Source organism: Streptomyces sp. G-G2 (assembly GCF_030063135.1).
Lineage (GTDB): Bacteria > Actinomycetota > Actinomycetes > Streptomycetales > Streptomycetaceae > Streptomyces.
Genome location: NZ_JASISO010000022.1, coordinates 30,061 through 53,302 on the forward strand (window position 1 = coordinate 30,061; position 23,242 = coordinate 53,302).

The 23,242-nt window shown below is 71.5% G+C and carries 23 protein-coding genes and 1 pseudogene; 12 read left to right on the forward strand and 12 right to left on the reverse strand.

Translation table 11 applies throughout. The annotated features are described in order from the left end of the window. The first annotated feature begins 5 nt into the window (after positions 1-5). Positions 6-1,562, forward strand: a complete 1,557-nt coding sequence (locus tag QMF80_RS18805) for an ABC transporter substrate-binding protein (protein WP_283454934.1) — start codon at positions 6-8, stop codon at positions 1,560-1,562. Between the two features lie 55 nt (positions 1,563-1,617). Here QMF80_RS18805 and QMF80_RS18810 read toward each other — a convergent pair whose 3' ends face one another. From QMF80_RS18810 to QMF80_RS18820, 3 genes are read right to left on the reverse strand one after another with little or no spacing between them, the layout of a single operon-like run. Beyond that, on the reverse strand, positions 1,618-2,373 hold the full coding sequence (locus tag QMF80_RS18810; protein ID WP_283454778.1) for a TetR family transcriptional regulator: 756 nt from the start codon (positions 2,371-2,373) through the stop codon (positions 1,618-1,620). An 11-nt stretch (positions 2,374-2,384) separates the two neighbouring features. After that, on the reverse strand, positions 2,385-2,903 hold the full coding sequence (locus QMF80_RS18815) for a thiol-disulfide oxidoreductase DCC family protein (protein WP_283454780.1): 519 nt from the start codon (positions 2,901-2,903) through the stop codon (positions 2,385-2,387). A gap of 3 nt (positions 2,904-2,906) precedes the next feature. Then, positions 2,907-3,311 (reverse strand): hypothetical protein, encoded by a 405-nt coding sequence (locus QMF80_RS18820; RefSeq protein WP_283454782.1) that lies wholly within the window; start codon positions 3,309-3,311, stop codon positions 2,907-2,909. A gap of 111 nt (positions 3,312-3,422) precedes the next feature. Between QMF80_RS18820 and QMF80_RS38075 the strand changes: the two genes are divergently transcribed. Further along, positions 3,423-3,551 carry a hypothetical protein gene (locus tag QMF80_RS38075; RefSeq protein ID WP_349372220.1) on the forward strand — a complete coding sequence of 43 codons (129 nt, stop codon included), beginning with the start codon at positions 3,423-3,425 and terminating at the stop codon, positions 3,549-3,551. Between the two features lie 8 nt (positions 3,552-3,559). Then, on the forward strand, positions 3,560-4,477 hold the full coding sequence (locus QMF80_RS18825) for a serine/threonine-protein kinase (RefSeq protein ID WP_349372221.1): 918 nt from the start codon (positions 3,560-3,562) through the stop codon (positions 4,475-4,477). A 140-nt stretch (positions 4,478-4,617) separates the two neighbouring features. Here QMF80_RS18825 and QMF80_RS18830 read toward each other — a convergent pair whose 3' ends face one another. The 6 genes from QMF80_RS18830 to QMF80_RS18855 form a co-directional block, all read right to left on the reverse strand. Beyond that, positions 4,618-5,127 (reverse strand): hypothetical protein, encoded by a 510-nt coding sequence (locus QMF80_RS18830; RefSeq protein WP_283454787.1) that lies wholly within the window; start codon positions 5,125-5,127, stop codon positions 4,618-4,620. A 205-nt stretch (positions 5,128-5,332) separates the two neighbouring features. Beyond that, complete coding sequence (locus QMF80_RS18835; protein WP_283454789.1) at positions 5,333-6,100, reverse strand: succinate dehydrogenase iron-sulfur subunit; 768 nt, start codon at positions 6,098-6,100, stop codon at positions 5,333-5,335. Then, complete coding sequence (sdhA, locus tag QMF80_RS18840) at positions 6,100-7,854, reverse strand: succinate dehydrogenase flavoprotein subunit (RefSeq protein ID WP_283454791.1); 1,755 nt, start codon at positions 7,852-7,854, stop codon at positions 6,100-6,102. The genes QMF80_RS18835 and sdhA overlap by 1 nt, the downstream gene beginning before the upstream one ends. Positions 7,855-7,865: 11 nt before the next feature. Beyond that, a complete protein-coding gene (locus tag QMF80_RS18845; RefSeq protein ID WP_283454793.1) occupies positions 7,866-8,357 on the reverse strand; it encodes a succinate dehydrogenase hydrophobic membrane anchor subunit in 492 nt (163 codons plus the stop codon). Positions 8,358-8,362: 5 nt separating this feature from the next. After that, complete coding sequence (gene sdhC, locus QMF80_RS18850) at positions 8,363-8,743, reverse strand: succinate dehydrogenase, cytochrome b556 subunit (RefSeq protein ID WP_283454795.1); 381 nt, start codon at positions 8,741-8,743, stop codon at positions 8,363-8,365. A 152-nt stretch (positions 8,744-8,895) separates the two neighbouring features. Further along, positions 8,896-9,435, reverse strand: coding sequence for a 2-oxo-4-hydroxy-4-carboxy-5-ureidoimidazoline decarboxylase (locus QMF80_RS18855; protein ID WP_283454935.1), 540 nt, complete (start codon positions 9,433-9,435; stop codon positions 8,896-8,898). A gap of 382 nt (positions 9,436-9,817) precedes the next feature. Between QMF80_RS18855 and QMF80_RS18860 the strand changes: the two genes are divergently transcribed. Further along, positions 9,818-10,612, forward strand: coding sequence for an RNA polymerase sigma factor (locus QMF80_RS18860; RefSeq protein ID WP_283454938.1), 795 nt, complete (start codon positions 9,818-9,820; stop codon positions 10,610-10,612). After that, on the forward strand, positions 10,612-11,640 hold the full coding sequence (locus QMF80_RS18865; RefSeq protein WP_283454797.1) for a hypothetical protein: 1,029 nt from the start codon (positions 10,612-10,614) through the stop codon (positions 11,638-11,640). Before QMF80_RS18860 ends, QMF80_RS18865 begins: the two co-directional genes overlap by 1 nt. Positions 11,641-11,916: 276 nt before the next feature. On the opposite strand, the gene QMF80_RS18870 is transcribed toward QMF80_RS18865, so the two are convergent. Next, complete coding sequence (locus QMF80_RS18870; protein WP_283454799.1) at positions 11,917-12,789, reverse strand: L,D-transpeptidase family protein; 873 nt, start codon at positions 12,787-12,789, stop codon at positions 11,917-11,919. A gap of 197 nt (positions 12,790-12,986) precedes the next feature. Here QMF80_RS18870 and leuE point away from each other — a divergent pair, with 197 nt between their 5' ends. Then, the gene (gene leuE, locus QMF80_RS18875; protein WP_283454801.1) at positions 12,987-13,637 is read left to right on the forward strand and encodes a leucine efflux protein LeuE; all 651 of its coding nucleotides are present in this window, start codon (positions 12,987-12,989) and stop codon (positions 13,635-13,637) included. 111 nt (positions 13,638-13,748) lie between these two features. Here the strand turns inward: leuE and QMF80_RS18880 are convergent, their stop codons facing one another. Together QMF80_RS18880 and QMF80_RS18885 are read right to left on the reverse strand one after the other, a co-directional pair. Then, positions 13,749-15,104, reverse strand: a complete 1,356-nt coding sequence (locus QMF80_RS18880; protein WP_283454802.1) for a polysialyltransferase family glycosyltransferase — start codon at positions 15,102-15,104, stop codon at positions 13,749-13,751. Beyond that, positions 15,104-16,129, reverse strand: coding sequence for a glycosyltransferase family 2 protein (locus QMF80_RS18885; RefSeq protein ID WP_283454803.1), 1,026 nt, complete (start codon positions 16,127-16,129; stop codon positions 15,104-15,106). Before QMF80_RS18885 ends, QMF80_RS18880 begins: the two co-directional genes overlap by 1 nt. Before the next feature lie 229 nt (positions 16,130-16,358). On the opposite strand from QMF80_RS18885, the gene QMF80_RS18890 reads away from it, so the two are divergent. From QMF80_RS18890 to QMF80_RS18915, 6 genes and pseudogenes are all read left to right on the forward strand, one after another. Beyond that, complete coding sequence (locus QMF80_RS18890) at positions 16,359-17,678, forward strand: DUF6716 putative glycosyltransferase (RefSeq protein WP_283454804.1); 1,320 nt, start codon at positions 16,359-16,361, stop codon at positions 17,676-17,678. Further along, positions 17,675-18,367: pseudogene (locus QMF80_RS18895) on the forward strand (acylneuraminate cytidylyltransferase family protein); the annotation flags it as partial. The gene QMF80_RS18890 and the pseudogene QMF80_RS18895, both read left to right, overlap by 4 nt. 47 nt (positions 18,368-18,414) lie before the next feature. Beyond that, complete coding sequence (locus QMF80_RS18900) at positions 18,415-19,323, forward strand: N-acetylneuraminate synthase family protein (RefSeq protein ID WP_283454805.1); 909 nt, start codon at positions 18,415-18,417, stop codon at positions 19,321-19,323. A 21-nt stretch (positions 19,324-19,344) separates the two neighbouring features. Beyond that, on the forward strand, positions 19,345-20,532 hold the full coding sequence (locus tag QMF80_RS18905) for a hypothetical protein (protein WP_283454807.1): 1,188 nt from the start codon (positions 19,345-19,347) through the stop codon (positions 20,530-20,532). A gap of 137 nt (positions 20,533-20,669) precedes the next feature. Further along, positions 20,670-21,914, forward strand: a complete 1,245-nt coding sequence (locus QMF80_RS18910; RefSeq protein WP_283454940.1) for an amidohydrolase — start codon at positions 20,670-20,672, stop codon at positions 21,912-21,914. Positions 21,915-22,132: 218 nt separating this feature from the next. Further along, positions 22,133-23,188 (forward strand): BMP family lipoprotein, encoded by a 1,056-nt coding sequence (locus QMF80_RS18915; protein ID WP_283454809.1) that lies wholly within the window; start codon positions 22,133-22,135, stop codon positions 23,186-23,188. Positions 23,189-23,242 lie beyond the last annotated feature (54 nt).

Consider the following 23,242-nt stretch of genomic DNA (forward strand, 5'->3'; position numbering starts at 1 on the left):
GGATGCTGCGGTCTGTCCGCTCCAAGATGATCGCGGCCGGGGTGGTCCTGGGCGTCGCCGGCGTGGGGGCCTGGGTGCTGCTGCCCACCGATGCGGCGGGCCATGGCGCGATTGCGGTGGGTACGACCGACTCGGTGTCCTCGCTGGACCCGGCCGGGGCGTACGACGCCGGTTCCTGGGCCCTGTTCAGCAACGTCTACCAGTCGCTCCTGACCATCAAGCCCGGTTCGGACGTGCCGGTCCCGGACGCGGCGACCTCCTGCAAGTTCATCGGGGCGAAGCTCACCACGTACCAGTGCGAGCTGCGCACCGACGTGAAGTTCTCCAACGGCCGCCAGATCACGGCCGAGGACGTGAAGTTCTCGTTCGACCGGATCAAGGCGATCAACTCCGACCAGGGCCCGGCGCCGCTGTTCAACACCCTGGAGTCGGTCAAGGCCGAGGGCAAGACGGTCACCTTCAACCTCTCCGCACGTGACGCCACCTTCCCCTTCAAGATCGCGACGGGTGCCGCCGCGATCGTCGACAAGGACAAGTACCCGGCGAAGAAGCTGCGCGAGGGCGCCAGCGTGGACGGCTCCGGCCCGTACACCCTGGGTGCGTACAAGGAGGGGGCGAGCGCCGAGCTGAAGCCGAACGCCACCTACAAGGGCCAGGGCAAGCCCGCCAAGTCGGCCGTCAACGTCAAGTACTTCAAGGACTCCGAGGCGCTCAACGCGGCCTGGAAGGACCACGGGATCGAGGTCGCCCACCGCGACATGCCCCCGGAGGTCCTGGCGGGGCTGAACCCGAGCCTCAGTGACACCCGCTACCAGGAGTCCGGCGGCACCGAGACCCGCAGCATGGTCTTCAACGTCCGCCCGGGCTCCGCGATGGCGCAGCAGCCGGTCCGCCAGGCCGTCGCCGCCCTGCTCGACCGCTCCAAGATCGCGGGGGACATCTACAAGGGGACCGTCACCCCGCTGTACTCCATCGTCCCGGCGGGCATCGCGGGTCACGGCACGCCGTTCTTCGACAAGTACCCGGCGCCGAACGCCGCCACCGCGAGGAAGATCCTCAAGGACGCCGGGATCACCACCCCGGTCAGCTTCAAGCTGGGCTTCAACGTGCGCGGAGCGAACGTCCCCGAGGCCGCCGAGCTCAAGCGGCAGCTGGAGGGCTCGGGCCTCTTCCAGGTGCAGACCGAGTCCGTGCCGGTGTGGGACGACTTCCAGAAGGACTACGCGGCGGGCAAGTTCGACGCCTACACGATCGGCTGGATCCCCGACTTCCCGGACGCGGACAACTTCAGCGCCCCGCTCGTCGGCGCCGACTCCAGCATGAACAACGGCTTCGCCGACAAGACGGTGGGCGACCTGATCACGCGCACCCAGTCCTTCTCGAACCGCGGCGAGGCGGCGAACGACTTCCGCCAGCTCCAGGAAGTGGTGGCCCAGCAGATCCCGATCCTGCCGATCTGGCAGAAGAAGGACTACGTGCTCTCGCGCGAGGCCGTCACCGGCGCGCAGTACCTCTCCGACGGCACCGGCGTGTGGCGCCTGTGGGAGCTGGACTGGCTGTAGTCCGACCGGGTCCCCAGGCCTCAGGTAGCCCGGAAGCCCGGAGGCGTCGGACGGCTCAGCCGTCCGACGCCTCTTCCGTACTCGCCTTCCCCTGCTTGGCGGGCCGCGACGCCTTCTTGCGGGAGGCGGCCGCCTGGGCCATGCCGGGCAGGAAGTCCGAGAACAGCTCGTGCACTTCCCGTACCAGCGGCCGCAGCACGCGGAACCGGGCCAGCACGATGCCGCGCGTGGTCAGCTGCGCGCCCCGCTCGGCCAGCCGCCGGGACTTCTCGCTGTTCTCCGAGCGGTCGAAGACCCAGTAGAGGACCAGCCCCATCTGCGAGAGCCACATCAGCTCCGGCAGTACGTCCGCCAGCTCGTCCGGCACCTTGGTCTTCGCCCCCGCCAGGACTTCCCTGTGCATGTCGATCGCCTGGCGCCGGGCGGGTTCCGACTCGGGGGAGAAGGGACTGAGCGGGCTCTCCGGGTCCGCGGCGTTCTTGAAGAACTGCGCGGCGAACTCGTGGTAGGGCGCGGCGATGTCCAGCCAGCAGGTCAGCACCCCCGCGAGCCGCTTCTGGAGGTCGCTCTCGTGGTCCAGGATCGGCCGGACGGCAGCCTGGTGCGCGCTGCCGATCCGGTCGTAGAAGCCCTGGACCAGGTGTTCCTTGGACTCGAAGTAGTAGTAGGCGTTGCCTACCGAGACTCCGGCCTCCCGGGCGATGCCCCGCATGGTCGTCTTGTCGTAACCGCGCTCCTGGAAGAGCTTGAGGGCGGTTTCGAGGATGAGCGTGCGGGTCTGTTCGCTCTTCGGAGCCTTCTGATCAGTCACGGTGTCCGACTTTATCGGGGTGCCGGGCACTGGTCGTCACAGGCTGCCTTCAGGGCCGGATCCGGGCCCGATCCCGCGGGCCCGGTCGCCTCGCGCCAGGCGGCGGCGGCGAGCATCGTGGCCCGGGCGAAGGGCCGTCCGGCGGGCGTGGCCAGCCAGTTGGCCTTCGGCCGGTGCTGGGCCAGGGACCACAGCACCACGATGAAGGCGTCGGTGCCGGTCCACACCTGTCCGCCGTCCCCGACCACGGTGATCTCGCGCAGCGTCGAGGCGTGGTCGAGCCGGGGGAAGCGGGCGCGGGCGGCCTGTGACCCGGCGGGGATCAGGGACAGTGGCACCAGCCAGTGCTGGCCCATCAGCCAGGTCCGGATGTGCGCGCAGAGCGGGCACTGGGCGTCGTAGAGGACCACGATCTTGCGTACGGGTACGGGTGCGGGTGCGGGTGCGGGTGCGGGTGTGCCGGCGGGTCCGGGCGCGAATACCGCCGCGGGCCCGGGCCCGGGTCCGGGCCCGGGGCTTGTGGCGGTCATCGGTCAGGCCCTGCCCGGGGCGGTCCACATCTGGGGCGCGACCGGCGGGGTCTGCTGGCGCTCCATGATGCTCCGGCGGCGGATCTTGGTGAGCACCCACACGTTGCCGAGGTGCATGACACCGAGGACGAGGAGGACGACGCCGAGCTTGACCGAGAGGGCCTCGAAGATCCCGCGGGCTTCGGTGACGGCCTGGTCGGCCTGGAGGTAGAGGGCGACGAAGCCGAGGTTGACCAGGTAGAACCCCACGACCAGCAGGTGGTTGACGGCATCGGCGAGCTTCTCGTTGCCCTGGAGGACGTCCGCGATGAAGATGCGGCCGTTGCGGGTGAGCGTGCGGGCGACCCAGACGGTCAGCGCGACGCTGACGAGCAGGTAGATGACGTACGTGAGCACGGTGAGGTCCATTGCCCCGACTCCTTGAACGTGTTCAAATGCTGACGTCGCTGACTGTAGACCTGATTTTGAACACGTTCAAGCCAGTTGGCGTCGCCGAGTGGGCTGACCTACCATCCGGCCATGGGGGACTTGTTCGGGACCGGCACGACCGTGGCCCAAGGCCGCTACCGCATCGAGGGATTACTCGGTGGAGGGGGCATGGCGCAGGTCTACCGCGCCCACGACGAACGGCCGAAGCCCTGGACCTGACCGCGCAGATGCTCGGCGCGCTGGCCGCGGCGCACGCGCGGGGGCTGGTGCACCGGGACATCAAGCCCGCCAACGTCCTGCTCACCGAGGACGGCACGGCCAAGGTCACCGACTTCGGCATCGCCGCCACCGCCGAGTCGGGCGCGACCGCCCTGACCCGGACCGGCGTCACCATCGGCACCCCGCTCTACATGTCCCCCGAGCAGGTCGAGGGCCGCCCCGGCATCGACGGCCGCTCCGACCTCTACTCGCTGGGGATCGTGCTCTTCCAGTTGCTGGCCGGGCAGGTCCCCTTCGATGCCGCGTCCGGCTACGCCATCGGCTACCTGCACGTCCACGAGCCGCCGCCGACCCTGGCCGCCCTGGGCATCGCCGTACCGGCTCCGGTGCAGGGGCTCTTGGACACCGCCCTGGCGAAGCTCCCGCAGGACCGCTTCCCGGACGCGCGGACCATGCGTGCGGCGGCCCTGACCGCGACCCCGCGGTACCCGCCGACGGAGGTCCCGCGGACCCGCGTACCGGCCGCGTTCCCTGTCGCGTTCCCGGCGGAGGCCGCCCAGGACCGCGCGGTGGGGCAGCCGGTCCCGCCGCGGACCGCGCGGCCCGCACGGCCCCCGGGGCCGTCCGGCGCCCGGCTCACCCTGGGCCGCCCGTCGCGCAAGGCGGCCAAGCTGCTGGTGCTGGCACTCTCGTACCTGGTCGGCTGGCTGACCGTCAGCCTGATGACGGGCGGCGGCAAGGTGCCCCTGCGGCTGGTGCTGGCCCTGTCCCTCGTGGGCATCTGCTGCGTCGGCTTCGGCGGGGCCAAGCGGACCCGCCGCGCCCGGGGTCCGGGCGGATACCTGCACGAGCTGTTCACGGCCGTCTCCTGGATGTTCCACGGCACGGCCGCCCTGATCAGCGCGGTCAGCCTGCTGGCGAAGTAGCCCGTCCCGCGCCTGACCCCGCCCCCGCACCGCCGCGACGGGCCACCTGCCGTTCGAGGGTGACCGGACGCTCGCCGTCATCCTCGGCGAGGCGGTGAGCCGGCGGCCGGGACCACCATCACCGACCCGACGATCACCCGTCAGATGCTGAGCGAGCGGGCGTAGTTGAGCTGGTTCATCACCCAGGGGAAGGTGTTCATGTCGGTGGCCGGGATCATCGTCGCGTGGTGGCGGCCGCCGCTGGTCACCGTCACCTGGATGTAGCCGGTGGTGACCTTCTCCTTCATCAGGAGGAAGAGCAGACCGAGCAGGCAGAAGACGGCGAAGACGACCGCGAGGACGATGGACGAGGTGGGGATCTTCTCCTCGGTCCGGGAGAAGTCCGTGGCGTTCCACATCGCGCCCTTGAGGGGCATCGGCCCGCTCGGGGTGATGATCTGGTCCCCGGCGACGGTGATGTCCCCGAGGGCGAAGGACGCGCCCGGCGCCGCGTACGGAATTCCCTGCCCCCCGACGGTGGGCTGGTAGGGCGGGGCCTGGGGATAGGGCTGGGGATACCCGTACCCGGGATGTCCGGTCTCCCACTGGGGCTCGCCCGAACCACCCTGCCCGGGGCCGCTCGCGTACGGGTTCGGCTGCTGATCACTCATATGGCCGATCTTTTCACAGCTTGCCCGGCGCCCCCACGGGAATGCGCCCGCGCGCGAGTTCCCCGGCGATCGTCGGCCCCTCGGCGGGGCCGCCGTCCGCCCGGGTGAACGCGCGAGGGCCCCGCCCCCCGGTGGGAACCAGGGGGCGGGGCCCTCGCGTTCGTACCTCAGCCGACGACGGACGGAGTCCGGCGCGTCAGGAAGATCAGAAGCGGCGCGTGATCAGGGCGCGCTTGACTTCCTGGATGGCCTTCGTGACCTCGATGCCACGGGGGCACGCGTCGGTGCAGTTGAACGTCGTGCGGCAGCGCCACACGCCGTCCTTGTCGTTCAGGATCTCCAGGCGCTGCTCTCCGGCCTCGTCACGCGAGTCGAAGATGAAGCGGTGCGCGTTGACGATCGCCGCCGGGCCGAAGTACTGGCCGTCGTTCCAGAACACCGGGCACGAGGACGTGCACGCGGCGCACAGGATGCACTTGGTGGTGTCGTCGAAGCGCTCGCGGTCCTCGGCGGACTGCAGGCGCTCGCGCGTCGGCTCGTTGCCCTTGGTGACCAGGAACGGCATGACGTCCCGGTACGCCTGGAAGAAGGGCTCCATGTCGACGATGAGGTCCTTCATCACCGTGAGGCCCTTGATGGCCTCGACGGTGATGGGCTTCTCCGGGTTGATGTCCTTGATCAGCGTCTTGCAGGCGAGCCTGTTCTTGCCGTTGATCCGCATCGCGTCGGAGCCGCAGATGCCGTGCGCGCACGAGCGGCGGAAGGTCAGCGTGCCGTCGAGGTCCCACTTGATCTTGTGGAGACCGTCGAGCACGCGCTCCTTCGGGTCGATCTCGATCTGGAAGTCCTGCCAGGTCGACTCCTCCGAGATCTCCGGGTTGAACCGGCGGATCCGGAAGGTGACCGTGATGAACGGCGAGGCCGCGGCCGCCGCTTCCATCTCGTCCGTCTTGGACATGGTCGGGGTGGCCATCAGTACTTACGCTCCATCGGCTGGTAGCGGGTGACGACGACGGGCTTGTAGTCCAGCCGTACGGAGTCCTTGCCATCGGCGCCGACCTCGCGGTACGCCATGGTGTGGCGCATGAAGTTGACGTCGTCGCGGTTCGGGTAGTCCTCGCGGTAGTGGCCGCCGCGGGACTCCTTGCGCGCCAGGGCCGAGATGGCCATGACCTCGGCCAGGTCGAGCAGGTTGCCCAGCTCGATGGCCTCCAGCAGGTCCGTGTTGAACCGCTTGCCCTTGTCCTGGACGGACACGTTCAGGTACCGCTCGCGCAGCTCCGCGATCTTCTCGACCGCGGTCTTGATCGTCTGCTCGGTGCGGAACACCATCACGCAGGCGTCCATCGTCTCCTGGAGCTCCAGGCGCAGGTCGGCGACCCGCTCCTTGCCCGTGGAGTTGCGCAGGCGCTCGACCTGGTCGATGACCTGCTGCGCCGGGTTCTCGGGCAGCTCGACGTAGTCGTTCTCGGCCGAGTACTTGGCCGCCGCGATGCCCGAGCGCTTGCCGAAGACGTTGATGTCCAGCAGCGAGTTGGTGCCCAGGCGGTTGGCGCCGTGCACGGAGACGCAGGCGACCTCGCCGGCCGCGTACAGACCCGGGACGACGGTGGTGTTGTCCGAGAGGACCTCACCCTCGACGTTGGTCGGGATGCCGCCCATGGCGTAGTGCGCGGTGGGCTGGATCGGGATCGGGTCCGTGTACGGCTCGATGCCGAGGTACGTACGCGCGAACTCCGTGATGTCGGGCAGCTTGGCGTCCAGCTGCTCCGGCGGGAGGTGCGTCAGGTCCAGGTACACGTGGTCACCGGCCGGACCGCAGCCGCGGCCCTCACGGATCTCGGTGTAGATGGAGCGCGAGACGACGTCACGGGACGCGAGGTCCTTCATGACCGGCGCGTACTTCTCCATGAAGCGCTCGCCGTCCTTGTTGCGGAGGATGCCGCCCTCACCGCGGGCGCCCTCCGTCAGCAGGATGCCCATGCGCCAGATGCCCGTCGGGTGGAACTGGAAGAACTCCATGTCCTCCAGCGGCAGACCGCGCCGGAAGCAGGCCGCCTGGCCGTCACCGGTGAGGGTGTGCGCGTTGGAGGTCACCTTGAAGAACTTGCCCGTGCCGCCGGAGGCGTAGATGACGGACTTCGCCTGGAAGATGTGGATCTCGCCGGTGGCCAGCTCGTAGGCGACGACGCCCGCGGACTTCTGGACCCCGTCCTCCTCCACGAGGAGCTGGTCCAGGACGTAGAACTCGTTGAAGAACTCCACGCCCTCCTTGACGCAGTTCTGGTACAGCGTCTGGAGGATCATGTGACCGGTGCGGTCCGCGGCGTAGCAGGACCGGCGGACCGGCGCCTCACCGTGGTTGCGCGAGTGGCCGCCGAAGCGGCGCTGGTCGATGGTGCCGTCCGGGGTGCGGTTGAACGGCAGGCCCATCTTCTCCAGGTCGAGGACCGCGTCGATGGCCTCCTTCGCCAGGATCTCGGCGGCGTCCTGGTCGACCAGGTAGTCACCGCCCTTGACCGTGTCGAAGGTGTGCCACTCCCAGTTGTCGTCCTCCACGTTGGCGAGCGCGGCGGCCATGCCGCCCTGCGCGGCGCCCGTGTGGGAGCGGGTCGGGTACAGCTTCGTGAGCACCGCGGTGCGGCTGCGCTTCGTCGACTCGATGGCCGCGCGCATGCCCGCGCCACCGGCGCCGACGATGACGGTGTCGTACTTGTGGATCTTCATCAGGATTCGCCTCAGCCCATGCCGCGGATGTTCGGGTCGAAGGTGAAGATCACCAGCGTGCCCAGAAGGATGGTGAACACCGTGGCGGTGTAGAGCAGGCCCTTCAGCCACAGCCGCGTGTTGGCGCGCTCCGCGTAGTCGTTGATGACCGTACGCAGACCGTTGGAGCCGTGCAGCATCGCCAGCCACAGCATCAGCAGGTCCCAGACCTGCCAGAACGGCGAGGCCCAGCGGCCCGCCACGAAGGCGAAGCCGATCTTGGAAACGCCGCCGTCCAGCACGAGCTGGATGAGCAGGTGGCCGATGACCAGGACGACCAGCACGATGCCCGAGAGGCGCATGAAGAGCCACGCGATCATCTCGAAGTTCCCGCGGGTCGAGCGCGGAGTCTTGCTCGTGCGCTTGCGCGGGGCTTCGATGTACGGCGCCGGGTTGTCGACGTCGTAGAGGGGAACGCCCTCCACGTCGCCGATCGTCTGGGCGGAAGAAGTGTCAGAAGACATGCGTGTCACTTCCCGAACAGTTGCAGGTAGGCGTGGTGCAGCACGGGGTAGATCGCGCCGATCATCAGCACGATCCAGATGCCGACCACGGACCAGAGCATCTGCTTCTGGTAGCGCGGGCCCTTGGACCAGAAGTCCACGGCGATGACACGGAGACCGTTGAGCGCGTGGAAGAGGATTGCGGCGACGAGGCCGTACTCCATCAGCGCGACGATCGGGGTCTTGTAGGTAGCGACGACATCGTCGTACGCCTCGGGAGAGACGCGGACGAGTGCGGTGTCGAGGACGTGTACGAACAGGAAGAAGAAGATGAGGACGCCGGTGACTCGATGAGCCACCCAGGACCACATTCCTTCCCGGCCGCGGTACAACGTTCCAGCCGGCACGGAAAACCCTCCGGAAGCGGGGCGGGGGCCAGCCGGCTTCTTTGTCGGTCGGGCCCGGCCGGGTACGGTCCTCCGGCCCCGGACATCGTAGCGACGCTTTGTCGGTTCCCTTGCGCGGGGGCCATCGGTGTGATCAAACAGGCACGGACGGACTATCCCACAGGAGCGAAACGCCCCAATTCAGACGCATCGTCGGCCGCTCGGCCGACCGCGCCCCCCGGCACGTGGAGAAATCCCACCAGCTGGGCGAGTCGCGAGCGCGCCACCCGGCGCAGCTCGTCGGCCGAGGTGGCCCGCTCCTCGTCCACCTCGTGGGCCATCCGCCGCCGGATCGCCGCCAGCACCTGGTGCGCGTGCTCCTCGGCCGGGTGCCCGTCGAGGCAGATGACGAAGGCGTGCCCGAACTTCCGCTCGTACTCCGCGTGCGCGGCGCCGAGGGCGAGGTGGGCGGCGTACGGCGCGTCGTGGGCCAGTCCCGCCGAGAACTCCCCGGTCAGCGCCTCCGCCAGGTCCGCGTGGCGCAGGTCGTACGACGCCTCGTCGGCGGCGGCGAGCAGCGCGTCCAGATCGGGGTACGGGCGATGCTCGGCCACCCGTTGCGCCCAGCGGTGGCTGCCGCAGCAGCGCAGCAGGGCCTCCTGGGCGGACTCGGCCGACGCGGCGTTGAACCGCGCCAGGGCGCTGCCGCGCATCTGCGCCGGAAGGTGGCTGGACAGCGTGGGGCTCCTCGCGATGCGGGTGGGGTGTGACGCCACGCTATCGACGCGAAGGTCGGAAGAGCGTACGCAACCGCGGATTTCACCCGGAAGAGAGCCGAAAGAGCGAGAATGGGACGGCTTGTGAAGGGGAAGGCGACCGAGACCGCCACCCCCCACAGGAGAGGCCCCGGTCGCCAACCGTTACGGGCTCGTGCGACAAGCCCGTACCCCTGTCAGCGCCTTGAGTGCGTTTTGTGTCACACCTCGCTTCGCGCACGCTTGGTTGCAGGTTGTACAACGCGTGGACGGGAGCCGCCGCAAAGCCGTAACGTGCTGATTTGCGCAGACGTACGGGACAGTGAACGGGTTGGGGACTTTGCTGGGGGACGACGCGGAGCTGACCGCCGCGGTGCTCGCGGCGCAGGACGGCGACGAGAACGCGTTCCGTGCTGTGTACCGCGCCGTGCACCCGCGCCTGCTGGGGTACGTCCGCACGCTCGTCGGCGACGGCGACGCGGAGGACGTCACCTCCGAGGCCTGGCTGCAGATATCCCGCGACCTCGGCTCCTTCACCGGAGACGCCGACCGCTTCCGCGGCTGGGCCGCGCGAATAGCCCGCAACCGGGCCCTCGACCACATACGCATGCGCGGCCGCCGCCCCGCCATCGGCGGCGACGAGAGCGAACTCACCGAGCACGCCGCCGACTGCGACACCGCGGGCGAGGCCATCGAGGCCCTCGCCACCGGCCGTGCCATGGCGCTGATCGCCCAGCTCCCGCAGGACCAGGCAGAGGCCGTCGTCCTGCGCGTGGTCGTCGGCCTCGACGCCAAGACCGCCGCCGAAACCCTGGGCAAACGGCCCGGGGCGGTACGGACGGCGGCGCACCGGGGGCTGAAACGGCTCGCCGAACTGATCGCGAACGAAACGGACACCGGGCCGGGAACGCCGGAGGGCATGTCGCCGGGAGCGGGGGTGGGCGCCGCACGCGCCACCGGGCTCGGGGATAATCGCCCTGGCCACGCCGTCGACGGCGATGGCACCGGAGGCGCCGGGGACACCGGTGACGGGCGGGATCTGGACGCCGTACCCGCCCAACGCGGCCGGGGCGCAGGACTCGCGGAGCGAACCGGTGTGACGCATTCACGTTGGCGGACGCAGAAGGACATGTGATGGCCGACGATCGCACCAGGTGGCTGAACCGAGCCACGGCGGACCGACTGCTGCGCGGCGAACCCGTGGATCAGCCCGAAGACCCCCGCGCCCGGGTGGACGCCGCCCGGCTGCGCGATGCCCTGGACTCCCTGCTGCCGGACGCCGGAGCGTCCCGTACGGCGGAACTGCCCGGCGAGGTCGCGGCCCTGGCCGCCTTCCGCGCGGCGCGGCCGACCGCGGTCGCGGCTCCGGCTCCGGCTTTCGAGCGGTCCGCCGCCGAACGGGGTACGGACGGATCCCCGGCCGAGGAACCCCTGGTCGCCATAGTCCCCGTACCGGCCACCGCCGGGGCCGCCGCCCAGGGGCGGGCCCCGCGCCCGGCGGCCCCCTGGCGCTTCGGCCTCGCCGCGGCCATGGCCGCGATCGCCATCGGCGGGGTCGCGGCCGCCGCGAGCGGTGGCCTGTTCGACCGGGCCCTCCATCTGAACGCGGACCCCGCGCCCACGGCGGAGATCACCGACCGGGTCACGCCGGACCCGGTCGGCGGCACCGCCGGCCCGAGCACCGGCCCGTCCCGGCGCCCCCCGGCGCAGACCACCGGCGAACCGTTCGGCAGCCCCGGCGCCCGCACCCCGGGCCCGGAGGCACACACCCCGCCGGGCGCCACCGGCGCGGCGGCGGGCGGCACGAACAGCGGAGGTTCGGGCGGTACGGGCGCCACGACGGGCCCGGACAAGGACAGCCGGGAGCACTTCGGCCTCGGCGAGACCCATGACCGGGACGTCCAGCGCGGTGTCGCCGATCTGTGCCACGACTTCCGCTCCGGCAGCCTGAGCGGCGAACGGGAGAACCGGCTCAACCTGCTGGCCAAGGGCCGCGGGCGGGTCCAGAGCTACTGCGACGAACTGCTGGACGGTGCGAGCGGCACCACGGACTCCCCGCCGAAGGGGACGACCCCGCCGGTCCCCGGCCCGGGGTCCGGGCCCGGCCCCAGCCCGGCTCCGGGGAGCGTCACCGGCTCCCTCGGTCTGCGCCTGCGGCGCTGAACCGGCGGTCGCGGCGCGGGCCTCCGCGGAGGGCGCGGGACGGGCTGCCGGACGAGCCGCTGGACGGGCCGTCGTGCGGGCCGTCGAGCGGGCCGGAACACCCGCTGACCTCGGCTGTAACACTTTTCGACGCGTCGGCGCAGTACTCAATGAGCCGACTGGTCATCGGCCGCGCATGAGCCGGGGTTCCCCCCGTACCTCTTGGCTCTGCGCAACCTGGCGCGGGCGGGGTTCGTTCCCCCGACCCTGCCCGCGCCTCTTAATCCCGCGTCCCGCTCACCAGTAGACGACGACCTTGTCGCCCACCTTCACCTGGTCGAAGAGCGCCGACAGCTTGGCCTTGTCCCGCACGTTCACGCAGCCGTGCGAGGCGCCCGCGTAGCCCCGGGCCGCGAAGTCCGACGAGTAGTGCACCGCCTGGCCCTCGCTGAAGAACATGGAGTACGGCATCGCCGTGTGGTAGATCGTCGACGTCCACTCCTTGGCCTTCCACTCCACCTTGAACTCGCCCTCGCGGGTCGGCGTGTTCTCCGAGCCGAAGCGGACGTCCATGGTCGAGACGACCTTGCCGTCGATCATCCAGGCCAGGGTGCGGCTCTCCTTGCTGATGCACATCGCCCGGCCCGTCATGCAGCGCGGGTCCGGCGCGTCGACCTGGTTCGTCGTCGGCGACAGCTCCTCGGTGGTGGGCTTCTTGCTGAGGCTCCGCACCTTCTTCCAGGTGGCGTCGTCGACGGAGCCCGAGGCGGTCAGCTGGTGCTTGGTCTGGAAGGCCTTGACCGCGGCGATCGTCTTGGAACCGTAGAAACCGGTGGGCGTGGCGCCGAACAGGCCCAGCTGCTTGAGCCGGGCCTGCAGTTCACGGACCTGGTCGTCCTCGGAGCCCTCCGCCATCAGGTACTTCACCTGCGGGGACGCGGACGCGGACGCCGTGGGGGAGGGGGAGGGGGACGTGGGGGCGGAGGCCGAGGCCGAGGCGGACGGCGAGGGCGAGGCGTCGCCCGGCTTGTTGTCCTGGGCCGGGGAGGACGCGGGCAGTGATGCCGGAGCGGAAGCGCCCGGCCCCTTCGGAGCCGCCTTCTGCGGCCCGCAGGCCGTCGCGGTCGCGCCGAGGACGACCGCGGTGGCCACCCCGAGCGTGCGGATCATGAGTCTCTGACGGTGCAGGCTGAACATGGCAGTCCCCCGGTCTCTACGACGTGTAACTAGACGATGCCGCGCGGACGCGGATAGTTGCGGGCGCTCCCGGGATGTTGCGCCATTGTGACCGTGGGCCGATGCGGTGACGTTTCACCAGGCGTGGGGAGAGCTGGTTTTCCGCCACCTGGTTCTGCGACACTCCGGACATGTTCGGCGTCATAGACCTCCCCACCTACCTGGCCGGCCTCGTGCTGATCATCCTGCTGCCGGGTCCCAACTCGCTGTACGTGCTCTCGGTCGCCGCCCGGCGCGGAGTGCGGACCGGATACAAGGCCGCCGCCGGGGTGTGGACCGGCGACACCGTGCTGATGACCCTGGCGGCGGTGGGGGCGGCCTCGCTGCTCCAGGCCAGTCCGGTGGTGTTCGGGGTGGTGAAGGTGCTGGGGGCCGGGTACCTGTCGTGGCTCGCGGTGGGGATGCTGCGGGGGGCGTGGGCGCTGTGGCGTACGCGACGGGAGGCGGAGCCCGTGCCTGCGGCCGGGGCGGTGGCTCCGGAGGGCGTGGAGCGGCCCTACCGGCGGGCGCTGCTGATCTCGCTGCTCAACCCGAAGGCGATCCTGTTCCTGATGTCGTTCTTCGTGCAGTTCGTGGATCCGGCGTATCCGTACCGGGTGCTGTCGTTCCTGCTGCTGGGGTCGCTGCTGCAGCTGGGCAGCTTCCTGTACCTGACGGCGCTGATCTTCGGGGGGACGAGGCTGGCCACCGCCTTTACGCGGCGGCGGAGGCTGTCGGCCGGGGCCACCTCGATGGCCGGCGTCCTCTTCCTCGGCTTCGCCGCGAAACTCACCCTGAGCTGACCCCACTCGCCGGACCGAATGGGTCGCCCCCGGGGGCAGCTCCAGCCTTGCCGGGCTGAATTTCGCCCCCGGGGGCGGCTCCGGCGGTGCCGGTGGGGCGGGTGCCTGTCGTCAGTGGGGGAGCAGGGGGCGGAGCAGGCGGCGGAGGGTGGGGTTTTTGGTCAGGGGGGTGAGGGGGCGGGGGAGGCCGCCGGGGAGGGCCAGAGACGTCAGGCGGCGGCGCGGGAAGTAGCGCCGGGTGCGCGCGTTCAGGTGGGCCGCGAGGTACGCCTCCGCCTCGGCCCGCCGCCCCGGCAGCACCTTCGGCTGCATCGTGAAGCCGACCGCGACCAGGAGGGCGGCGACATCCGGCACCCCGGGACCGGGGCCGGGGCCCGGGTCCGCCAGGTCCGGGACCAGCGCGTCGACCAGCGTCAGCGGGACCCGGTTGCTGTTGGGATACGGGCTGAGCCGGGCCAGCACCGCCTGCGTCCCGGTCCGGGCCACCGGCAGCCCGTACAGCGTGGCCGCCGTCAGCAGCCCCGTCGAGAAGCACCCCACGACCAGCGCGGGCCGCACCCGCGCGTAGACCGTCTCGGCGAGCACCGCGGCGGGCAGCACCGTGAAGCGGGCCCCCAGCTTCGCGGCCTCCTCCGCCGCCGGGCGGGAGTAGTCGTCCGGCGCCCCGGGGTGCGGTTTGAACAGCAGGTCGCGGTGACCGCGCGCGTACGCGCCGCGGACCATCGAGACGTGCAGTTCCTCCTCCTCCCCGGCGGTGAGCAGGTCCAGCGCCGTCAGGTACTGGCCCAGGAGCAGCGCGGGGGGTTCCCCGTCGGCCCCCGGCCCGCGGGACGTCCCCGGCCCGCCGGACGCCCCCGCCAGGGCGGGGGCCTCCGCCGCGAGCTCCGCCAGGACCTTCAGGAACGCCTCCGCCGGTACGGCCCGCGCGGTGACCCCGAACTCGCTGAGCAGCAGCGGTGCCAGCCCGGGTACCAGGTCCAGGTGCAGCACCCGCCGTATGCGCGTGCCGAGTTGGGGGTCGAGCCGGAAACGGGTCGGGCCGTAGCTCATCAGCCCGTCGGCGTAGACCTCGATGGCGGCCCCGGGGAACAGCCGGCACAGCGCCTGGGCGGGGGAGACCTGGAGGGACTCGACGTACAGCTCGATCAGGTCGTCGCCCAGGCCCCACAGGGCGCGCAACTGCCGTTCCCACAGCGGCGCGTCCTCCGGGCGCGGGGCCCAGACGCCGGGGTGGTAGGGCGCGATGGTCGCGTTCCAGTCGAGCACCTCGTCGAAGCGCCCGCGCAGCGCGGCGAACCCCGGCGTCGCGGTGAGCCCGGGGGAGACCTCGGGGACGGGGGCGTTGTTGCTGGTGAGCAGGATGCGGCGGGCGGATCCGGGGGGGCCGAGGAGGCCCGCGTCGGCCGCGGCGGCGAGGGTGGCCGTCCCGTAGGCGGTGGACGCGAGGAAGATCTGGGTGAGGCCCATCAGGCGGACGCCCCCGGGGCGCTCGCCGCCGCTCCCGCCGCCGCTCCCGCTCCCGTTCCCGCCGCCGCTCCCGCGCGCCGCCGGAGCCCGCGCAGTACGGACGCCCGTTCGTGGTCCATCGAATTCAGGGCCTGGTCCAGCAGTTCTCGCGGCATTCGCCCGAGTGCTCGCGCGCTCATCGAACGGAGTTTTCTGGCCACGGCCGGTTCGAACCTTTCGATGGTTCCGATGTGGTGCGCGATAATCGCGCAATATGTACGAACCGCTTTCGGGAGCAGTTCACCGGCCTGATGATCTTCGGCGGTATCCGACAGCACTTGATCGAATGCGCGAATGAAATCGAGCTGACGCTCGTCGCCGATCTGCGTCAGTGAGGTGGGGACCCCGCGCCGGTAGAACACCCCGGGCAGGCCCACCGTCGCGAACGACCGCGCCCCCCGGTGCAGCCGCCAGATCCACGGCCGGTCCTCCGCCGTCCGCAGCCCGTCCGTGAAGCGCAGCAGTCCCCGGTCCAGCAGCCGACGGTGGTACATCCCGGCCCAGGCGTACGGATAGTCCACCGAGGTGGTCCGGCCCGCGGGCAGGATCGCCGCCCGCGGGTCGGCCACCACGCCCTGCGGGCCGTACGGGACCCGCTCCACCACCCGCTCGCGGCCCGTCACCCGGACATGGTCCGTGCGGACGAAGTCGCAGTTCAGACCCCGTATGGCGGCCAGGGTCCGAGCGAGGTGGCCGGGCGCGAGCCAGTCGTCGCCGTCCAGGAAGGCCAGGTATTCTCCGCGCGCCGCGTCCAGACCGGTGTTGCGGGCGGTGGCCAGGCCGCCGTTGCGGCCGTGGCGCAGGTGCACCGCCCCCGGCAGGTCGCGGGCCGCCCGCTCCAGCAGCTCGGACGTCCCGTCCGTCGAGCAGTCGTCGACGAGGAGGAACTCGACGCCGTCCCCGGCGTCGGGGCGCAGACTCCGCAGGACATCCGGTGCGTAGGTCCGCACGTTGTAGAACGGCACGACAACAGAGAGCTTCAGCACGCGGGAGACATTATGGTGCCGTCCGGCATTCACCATGGACCGGACGAGGAATCCATGTGAATGCCGGACGGCAGCCGAGTTAACCGGCCCGGTCCGGCCCGTTCCGGCCCCTTCCGGTTCGCCCCCGCCCGCCCTTCCCGACCGGCTTCGCATTTCGCCGACGGGTTGTTAACCAGCTGTTGTGTGCTCGTTGGGCCGGTCGGTGGAATTCCCGCATAGATTCTCGTTCGTGCCAGTAAGCCAGCGGGTCGCCGTACTCGCCGATTCCGATACGCGATGGAAATGGGGCGCGCTCACCGCCCGCCGACTCGTACCCGGCCCCGGAGGGACCGGTGGCCACCTCACCGGATTCCTGCTGCGCGGCCGGGCCACGCCCACCGCCCGCCAGCTCGGCGAGGTGGGCGTGGACGCCGACCGGACGACCGAGGTGACCTGCGCCGAGTTCCTCGCCGAACTGCGCCGCGAGCACTACGACGTGGTCGTCCTCGCCCTCGTCGGCGGCGCCGTCCAGGCCGTCCTGCACGGGGTGCGCGCCCTGTGGCCCGACCCGGCGGCGCGCCCCGTGCTCGTCACCGGGTACGTCGGCGTGGTCTACGAGAAGCTCGCCGACGGCCTCCTGCTGCGCCACGGCGCCGACCTCGTCCTCGCCAACTCCCGCCACGACGCGGACCGTTTCCGCGCCGCCTACGAGGGGGCGGGCGCCGACGCCCGCGCCGTCACCGAGACCGCGCTGCCCTTCCTCGGCGGCGCGCCCTACGTCCCGGCGGGCGGCGGCCGCGCCCCCACCGTCGTCTTCGCCGCGCAGCCCTCCGTCCCCGAGAGCCGCGCCGACCGCACGTACCTGCTCCGGCGGGCCGCCGAGCACGCCCGCGCCCACCCCGGGCGCGAGGTGCTGATCAAGCTGCGCAGCCGCCCCGGTGAACACACCACGCACCTGGAGGAGTTCCCGTACCAGCGGCTCGCGGAGCGGCTGCCCGGGGGGCTCCCCGCCAACTGCCGCCTCGTCTACGGGAACATGGGCGAGGTCCTGGACGGCGCCGACCTCCTGGTGACCGTCTCCTCCACCGCCGCCCTCGAAGCCCTGCACCGGTCGGTGCCCACCGCGGTCCTCACCGACCTCGGGATCCGCGAGAGCCTCGGCAACCACCACTTCCTCGGCTCCGGCTGCCTCGTCTCCTGGGACGCGCTGGACGCCGGGCTGCTCCCGCGCGCGGACCCGGGATGGCTCGCCGCCCAGGGCGTACTGCCCGGCCCCGGGGCCTTCGACGCGGCCCGCGCCCGGGTCGCCGAGCTGACCGCGCTGCCGCTGCTCCCGCCGCCCGCGCCCTACTACACGCCCGCCACCGCGCCCGGCTACCTGCCCGGACTGCTGGCCCGCCACCACCTGGCCCCCGACGGCACCGCGCTGCCCGGGGCCGCGGGCCCCGCCGACGGGGAGTCCCGGCTGCGCGGCTGGGCGCGCGGACGGCTGCGGGAGGCCGCCCGGGGCGCGTACCGGCACGGGGTGCAGCGGGTGGCCCCGCTGATCCGCAGGGTGGGGGAGCTGTGAGGGTCCTCGCGGTGATCCCGGCCCGGGGCGGCTCCAAGGGGGTCCCCGGCAAGAACCTCGCCGAGGTCGCCGGGGTGCCCCTGGTGGCCCGCGCCGTGCGGGCCGCGCTGGCCGCGCCCACCGTCACCGACGTGCTGGTCTCCACCGACTCCGAGGAGATCGCGGCCACCGCGCGGGCCGCGGGCGCGGACGCGCTGCGCCGCCCGGCCGCACTCTCCGGGGACACCGCGAGCAGCGAGGCCGCCGTGCTGCACGCCCTGGACTCCTTCGAGGAACTGCGTTCGCTCACCGTGGACGTGGTCCTGCTCGTCCAGTGCACCAGCCCCTTCCTGACCCCCGGCGACATCGAGGGGGTCGCCGCCGCCGTGGCGGGCGGCGCCGCCGACTCGGCGCTCACCGCGGCGCCCTTCCACGGCTTCCTGTGGCGCGCCCCGGCCCCGGACGCGGCCGCCACCGGGGTCAACCACGACCCCGCCGTCCGCCCGCGCCGCCAGGACCGGCCCCTGGACCTGCTGGAGACCGGAGCGGCGTACGCGATGGACGCGACCGGTTTCCGGGCCGCCCGGCACCGCTTCTTCGGCCGGGTCCTGCCGGTGCCCGCCGACCCGGCCCGCGTGCTGGAGGTCGACGATCCGCACGACCTGGCCCGCGCCCGCGCGCTGGCCCCGCTGTTCGACGTACCGGCACCCCGCACCCGTACCCGTACCCGTATCCGCACCGAAGGGCGTCACCCGTCATGACCGTCATCCAGAACCCCCGCCTGCGGCAGCTCGGATCGCGCACCGCGGGTCCCGGCCGCCCCGTCTACGTCGTCGGCGAGATCGGCATCAACCACAACGGCGACCTCGACACCGCCTTCGCGCTCATAGACGCCGCGGCCGACGCGGGCTGCGACGCGGTCAAGTTCCAGAAGCGGACCCCCGAGATCTGCACCCCGCGCGACCAGTGGGACGTCGAACGCGACACCCCCTGGGGCCGGATGACCTACATCGACTACCGCCACCGCGTGGAGTTCGGGGAGGACGACTACCTCGCCATCGACGCGCACTGCGCCGAACGCGGCATCGACTGGTTCGCCTCCCCGTGGGACACCGAGGCCGTCGACTTCCTGGAGCGCTTCGACGTCCCCGCCCACAAGATCGCCTCGGCCTCGCTCACCGACGACGAACTGCTGCGCGCGGTACGCGCCACAGGCAAGACGGTGGTCCTGTCCACGGGCATGTCCACCCCGCGCCAGATCCGGCACGCGGTGGAGGTGCTCGGCAGCGACACCATCCTGCTGTGCCACGCCACTTCGACCTACCCGGCCAAGGCCGAGGAGCTGAACCTGCGGGTGATCAACACCCTCCAGGAGGAGTACCCGAACGTCCCGATCGGCTACTCCGGCCACGAGACCGGCCTGCAGACCACGCTCGCCGCCGTCGCCCTCGGCGCGGCCTTCGTCGAGCGGCACATCACCCTCGACCGCGCGATGTGGGGCTCCGACCAGGCGGCCTCCGTCGAACCCGGCGGGCTGCACCGCCTGGTGCGCGACATCCGCACCATCGAGACCGCCCTCGGGGACGGGATCAAGCGCGTGTACGCGTCCGAACTCGCCCCCATGCGCAAGCTCCGCCGCGTCCAGGACGCCCTGGCCGGGGTCTGACCTCCGACGAAGGAGTACGTGATGACCCCTGCCGCCACCCTGGCCCTCATCGAAAGCCCGGTCCAGCTCCTGAACGTGCTGGAGTGGGCCCACGCCCACGCCCCGGCCCCTGCCGCGGCGGTGGACGGCGCGGCCCGCGCGGGCCGCGGCGGCGCGCTCCTCGGCGCCGTCCCGCGCCAGCCGTCGTACGACGGCGCCCACCGCGCCCCGGACCCGGCGGCCCCGGTGACGCCCCTGCGGATCGTCGTCCTGCCGCCCACCGACCCCATGTCCCGCGGCCAGCTGCGCCGGATGGCCGGGCTGGCCCGGGACGAGGGGTACGAAGTGCGCTGGCAGGAGGCCCGCGGCGGCAGGCTCGCCCCGCTCAAGGCGCTCGCCGCGCTGGTCCGCGAGGTCCGGGCGGCCCGCCGGATCGTCATCGGCGACCCCTTCTCGCGCTACGTCCAGCTGCTGCTCACCCTGGTCCGGGCGGACGAGCTGGTGGTGGTCGACGACGGCACCGCCACCATGGAGTTCGTCGCGCAGGCCGGGCGCGGGGAGCGGCTGGTGCGCTGGCACCGGGCGGGCGGCGGCGGGCTGCCCGGCCGGATCCGGGAGCTGGCGTACGCGCCGGTCTCGGCGGCCGCCCGGCGCCGGTTCACCTCGGCCGCGCGCAAGGGGCGCCGGGTCGAGGTCTTCACGTCCATGCCGGTCACCGCCCCGGCGGGCATGGAACTGCGGCTGAACGACTACGGATGGGCCCGCTCGCGGTTCGGCCCGCCGCGGCTGACCCGAGGCATCGATCTGGTGGGCACCTCGTTGGTGGAGACCGGGGTGGTGGACCCGGCCCGGTACCTGGCGGCCGTACGCGCCCTGGTCCGGGAGTACGGCGCCACCCGCTACTTCGCGCACCGCAGGGAGTCCCCGGAGAAGCTGCGGGCGCTGAGCGAGGCGACCGGGCTGGAGATCGTCCGGCCGGACCTGCCGCTGGAGCTGATCGCGCGGCGGGGCCCGGTCGGGCGGACCGTCGTCAGCTTCCCCTCGACCGTGGTGCACACCCTGCCGTACGCGCTGGCGGGCACCGGGGTCACGGTGGCGGTCCGGGAGATCGATCCGGCCTGGCTCACCGCGAACGCCTCCGCGCGGGCCCGCGGCTTCCTCGCCGGGGTCACCGACACCGCCCGTGATGTGCGCAGACTTCCCGCCCGAACCGCCGAGACGGCTCGATGAGCGCCGGAGTTTACCCTCGTGGGTAGACCGTCATGCGCCCGGAGGCCGGTTTTTCTTCCCCTAACGGGTTGAACTTTTGCTGATCTCCGGCCAGTTGACCCGTCGGTGCGCCTACCCTTCAACGGGTGAACCAGTTGATGTCCCGCGCGTCACAGACCGCCCTGCCCGGCAAGCCCGCCCAGCCCGAGCTGCCCGGTACGCTCCCGGACCACCTGCGTGCCGAACTGATCGCGTTCCGCCGGGACTTGCACATGCATCCCGAACTCGGGCACCAGGAGTTCCGTACCACCGCCGCGATCAAGGCGAGGCTGGAGAAGGCGGGGCTGCGACCACGGGTGCTGTCCTCCGGCACCGGCCTCATCTGTGACGTCGGCACCTGGGACACGGTGGTCCCGATGCTCGCCATCCGCGCGGACATCGACGCCCTGCCCATCCCGGACGCCAAGACCCACGTGTCCTACCGCTCCACCGTCCCGGACCGCGCCCACGCCTGCGGCCACGACGTGCACACCGCCGTCGTGCTCGGCGCCGGCCTGGTGCTGGCCGAGCTGGACCGGCAGGGGCTGCTGCCCCAGCCCGTGCGGCTGCTCTTCCAGCCCGCCGAGGAGGTGCTGCCGGGCGGCGCGACGGAAGCCATCGACTCCGGCGCGCTGGACGGCGTCGGCAAGATGATCGCCGTGCACTGCGACCCGCGCGTGGACGCGGGGCGGATCGGACTGCGCGCCGGGGCGATCACCTCGGCCTGCGACCGGCTGGAGATCACCCTCGACGGCGCGGGCGGACACACCGCGCGCCCGCACCTGACCACCGACCTGGTGACGGCGGCGGCCCGGGTCGCGCTCGACGTGCCCGCGCTGCTGTCCCGGCGGATGGACGCCCGTAGCGGCATGTCCGTCACCTGGGGCCGGATCGAGGCCGGGCACGCGTGCAACGTCATCCCCATGCACGCCGAACTCTCCGGGACCGTTCGCTGCCTGGACCTGGCGGCCTGGCACGAGGCCCCGGACATGGTGCACGCGGCGATCGACGAGATCGCCACGATGCACCGGGCCAAGTCGGAGATCACCTACGTCCGGGGCGTCCCGCCCGTCGTCAACGACCCGGCGGTCACCGAACTGCTCCGGGAGGCGATGGCGGCCCGCCGCGGCGCGGACTCGGTCGAGGACACCGAGCAGAGCCTGGGCGGGGAGGACTTCTCCTGGTACCTGGAGCACGTCCCGGGGGCGATGGCCCGGCTCGGGGTGCGGACCCCGGGGGACACCGCCAAGCGCGACCTGCACCGCGGTGACTTCGACGTGGACGAGGCCGCGATCGCCGTCGGCGTCGAGTTCTTCACCGCCGCCGCGCTCCTCGACGGGCGCCGCGCCGGGCCGATCAGGTAAAGCTCCGTACAACACCCGTGGACCTGCGGATGGACGCGTCCAGCCCTTGATACACAAGGGCTGGACGCGTGACCGGTTACCAGTCGGTCACTGTCCGGTTCACGACGATCCGATAACGACTCATGTAGGGGTCTTTAACTGACATCTACGCGCGTTACGATCGCGGCGAAACCAGCGCCGGTCGTGGCGCTTCGGTCAGGTTTTGAAGGAGCCTCCCCTTGCGCCGGATCACCAGGATCGCCACCGTGGGCATCGCCTCCGCGGCGCTCGCCCTCTCGGCCACCGCCTGTAGCGGTAAGAAGTCCTCGGACACCGGATCTTCCTCGGGCTCGAAGGAAGCATCCGTCGCCATCGCGTACGACATCGGTGGCCGCGGCGACCAGTCGTTCAACGACGCGGCCTACGCGGGCCTCCAGCAGGCCGAGAAGGACCTGAAGGTCAAGGGCGCCGAAGCGGAGCCCACCGACGGTGAGGGCGAGGCCGACAAGGTCCAGCGCCTGACCGAGCTGGCCCGCACGGGCAACAACCCGGTCATCGGCGTCGGCTTCTCCTACGCCCCGGCCATCAAGAAGGTCGCGGCGAAGTTCCCGAAGACCACCTTCGGCATCATCGACGACACCTCGGTGACCGGTCCGAACGTCGCCAACCTGGTCTTCAACGAGGAGCAGGGCTCCTACCTGGCCGGCGTCGCCGCCGCCAAGGTCTCGAAGACCGGCACGGTCGGCTTCATCGGTGGTGTCGAGGTCCCGCTGATCAAGAAGTTCGAGGCGGGCTTCATCCAGGGCGTCAAGGACACCAACCCCAACACCAAGGTGCTCAGCCAGTACCTGACCCAGCCCCCGAACATGGACGGCTTCTCCAAGCCCGACCTGGGCAAGGCCGCGGCCGAGGGGCAGCTCGACAAGGGCGCCGACGTGGTCTACGCCGCCGCCGGTCTGGCCGGCTCGGGCGCCATCGAGGCCACCGCCGCCAAGGGCAAGTGGGCCATCGGCGTCGACTCCGACCAGTACAACCAGGCGGGTCTGGTCAAGTACAAGGACCACATCCTCACCTCGGTGACCAAGCAGGTCCAGCTCTCCGTCTTCGACCTGATCAAGTCGGTCCAGGACGGCAAGCCGGAGTCGGGCGAGGTCCGCTACGGCCTCGACAAGAACGGTGTCGGCCTGGCCGACTCCAACCCCGAGTACAAGAAGATGACCGAGATCATCACCGCGGTCGACAAGGCCAAGGCCGACATCATCGCGAAGAAGATCACCGTCAAGACCGCCCCGTAAGGGCTTGACTGACGGGTAGTCGTGGTCTCCGGGGTCCGGGAGTGGTCTCTACCG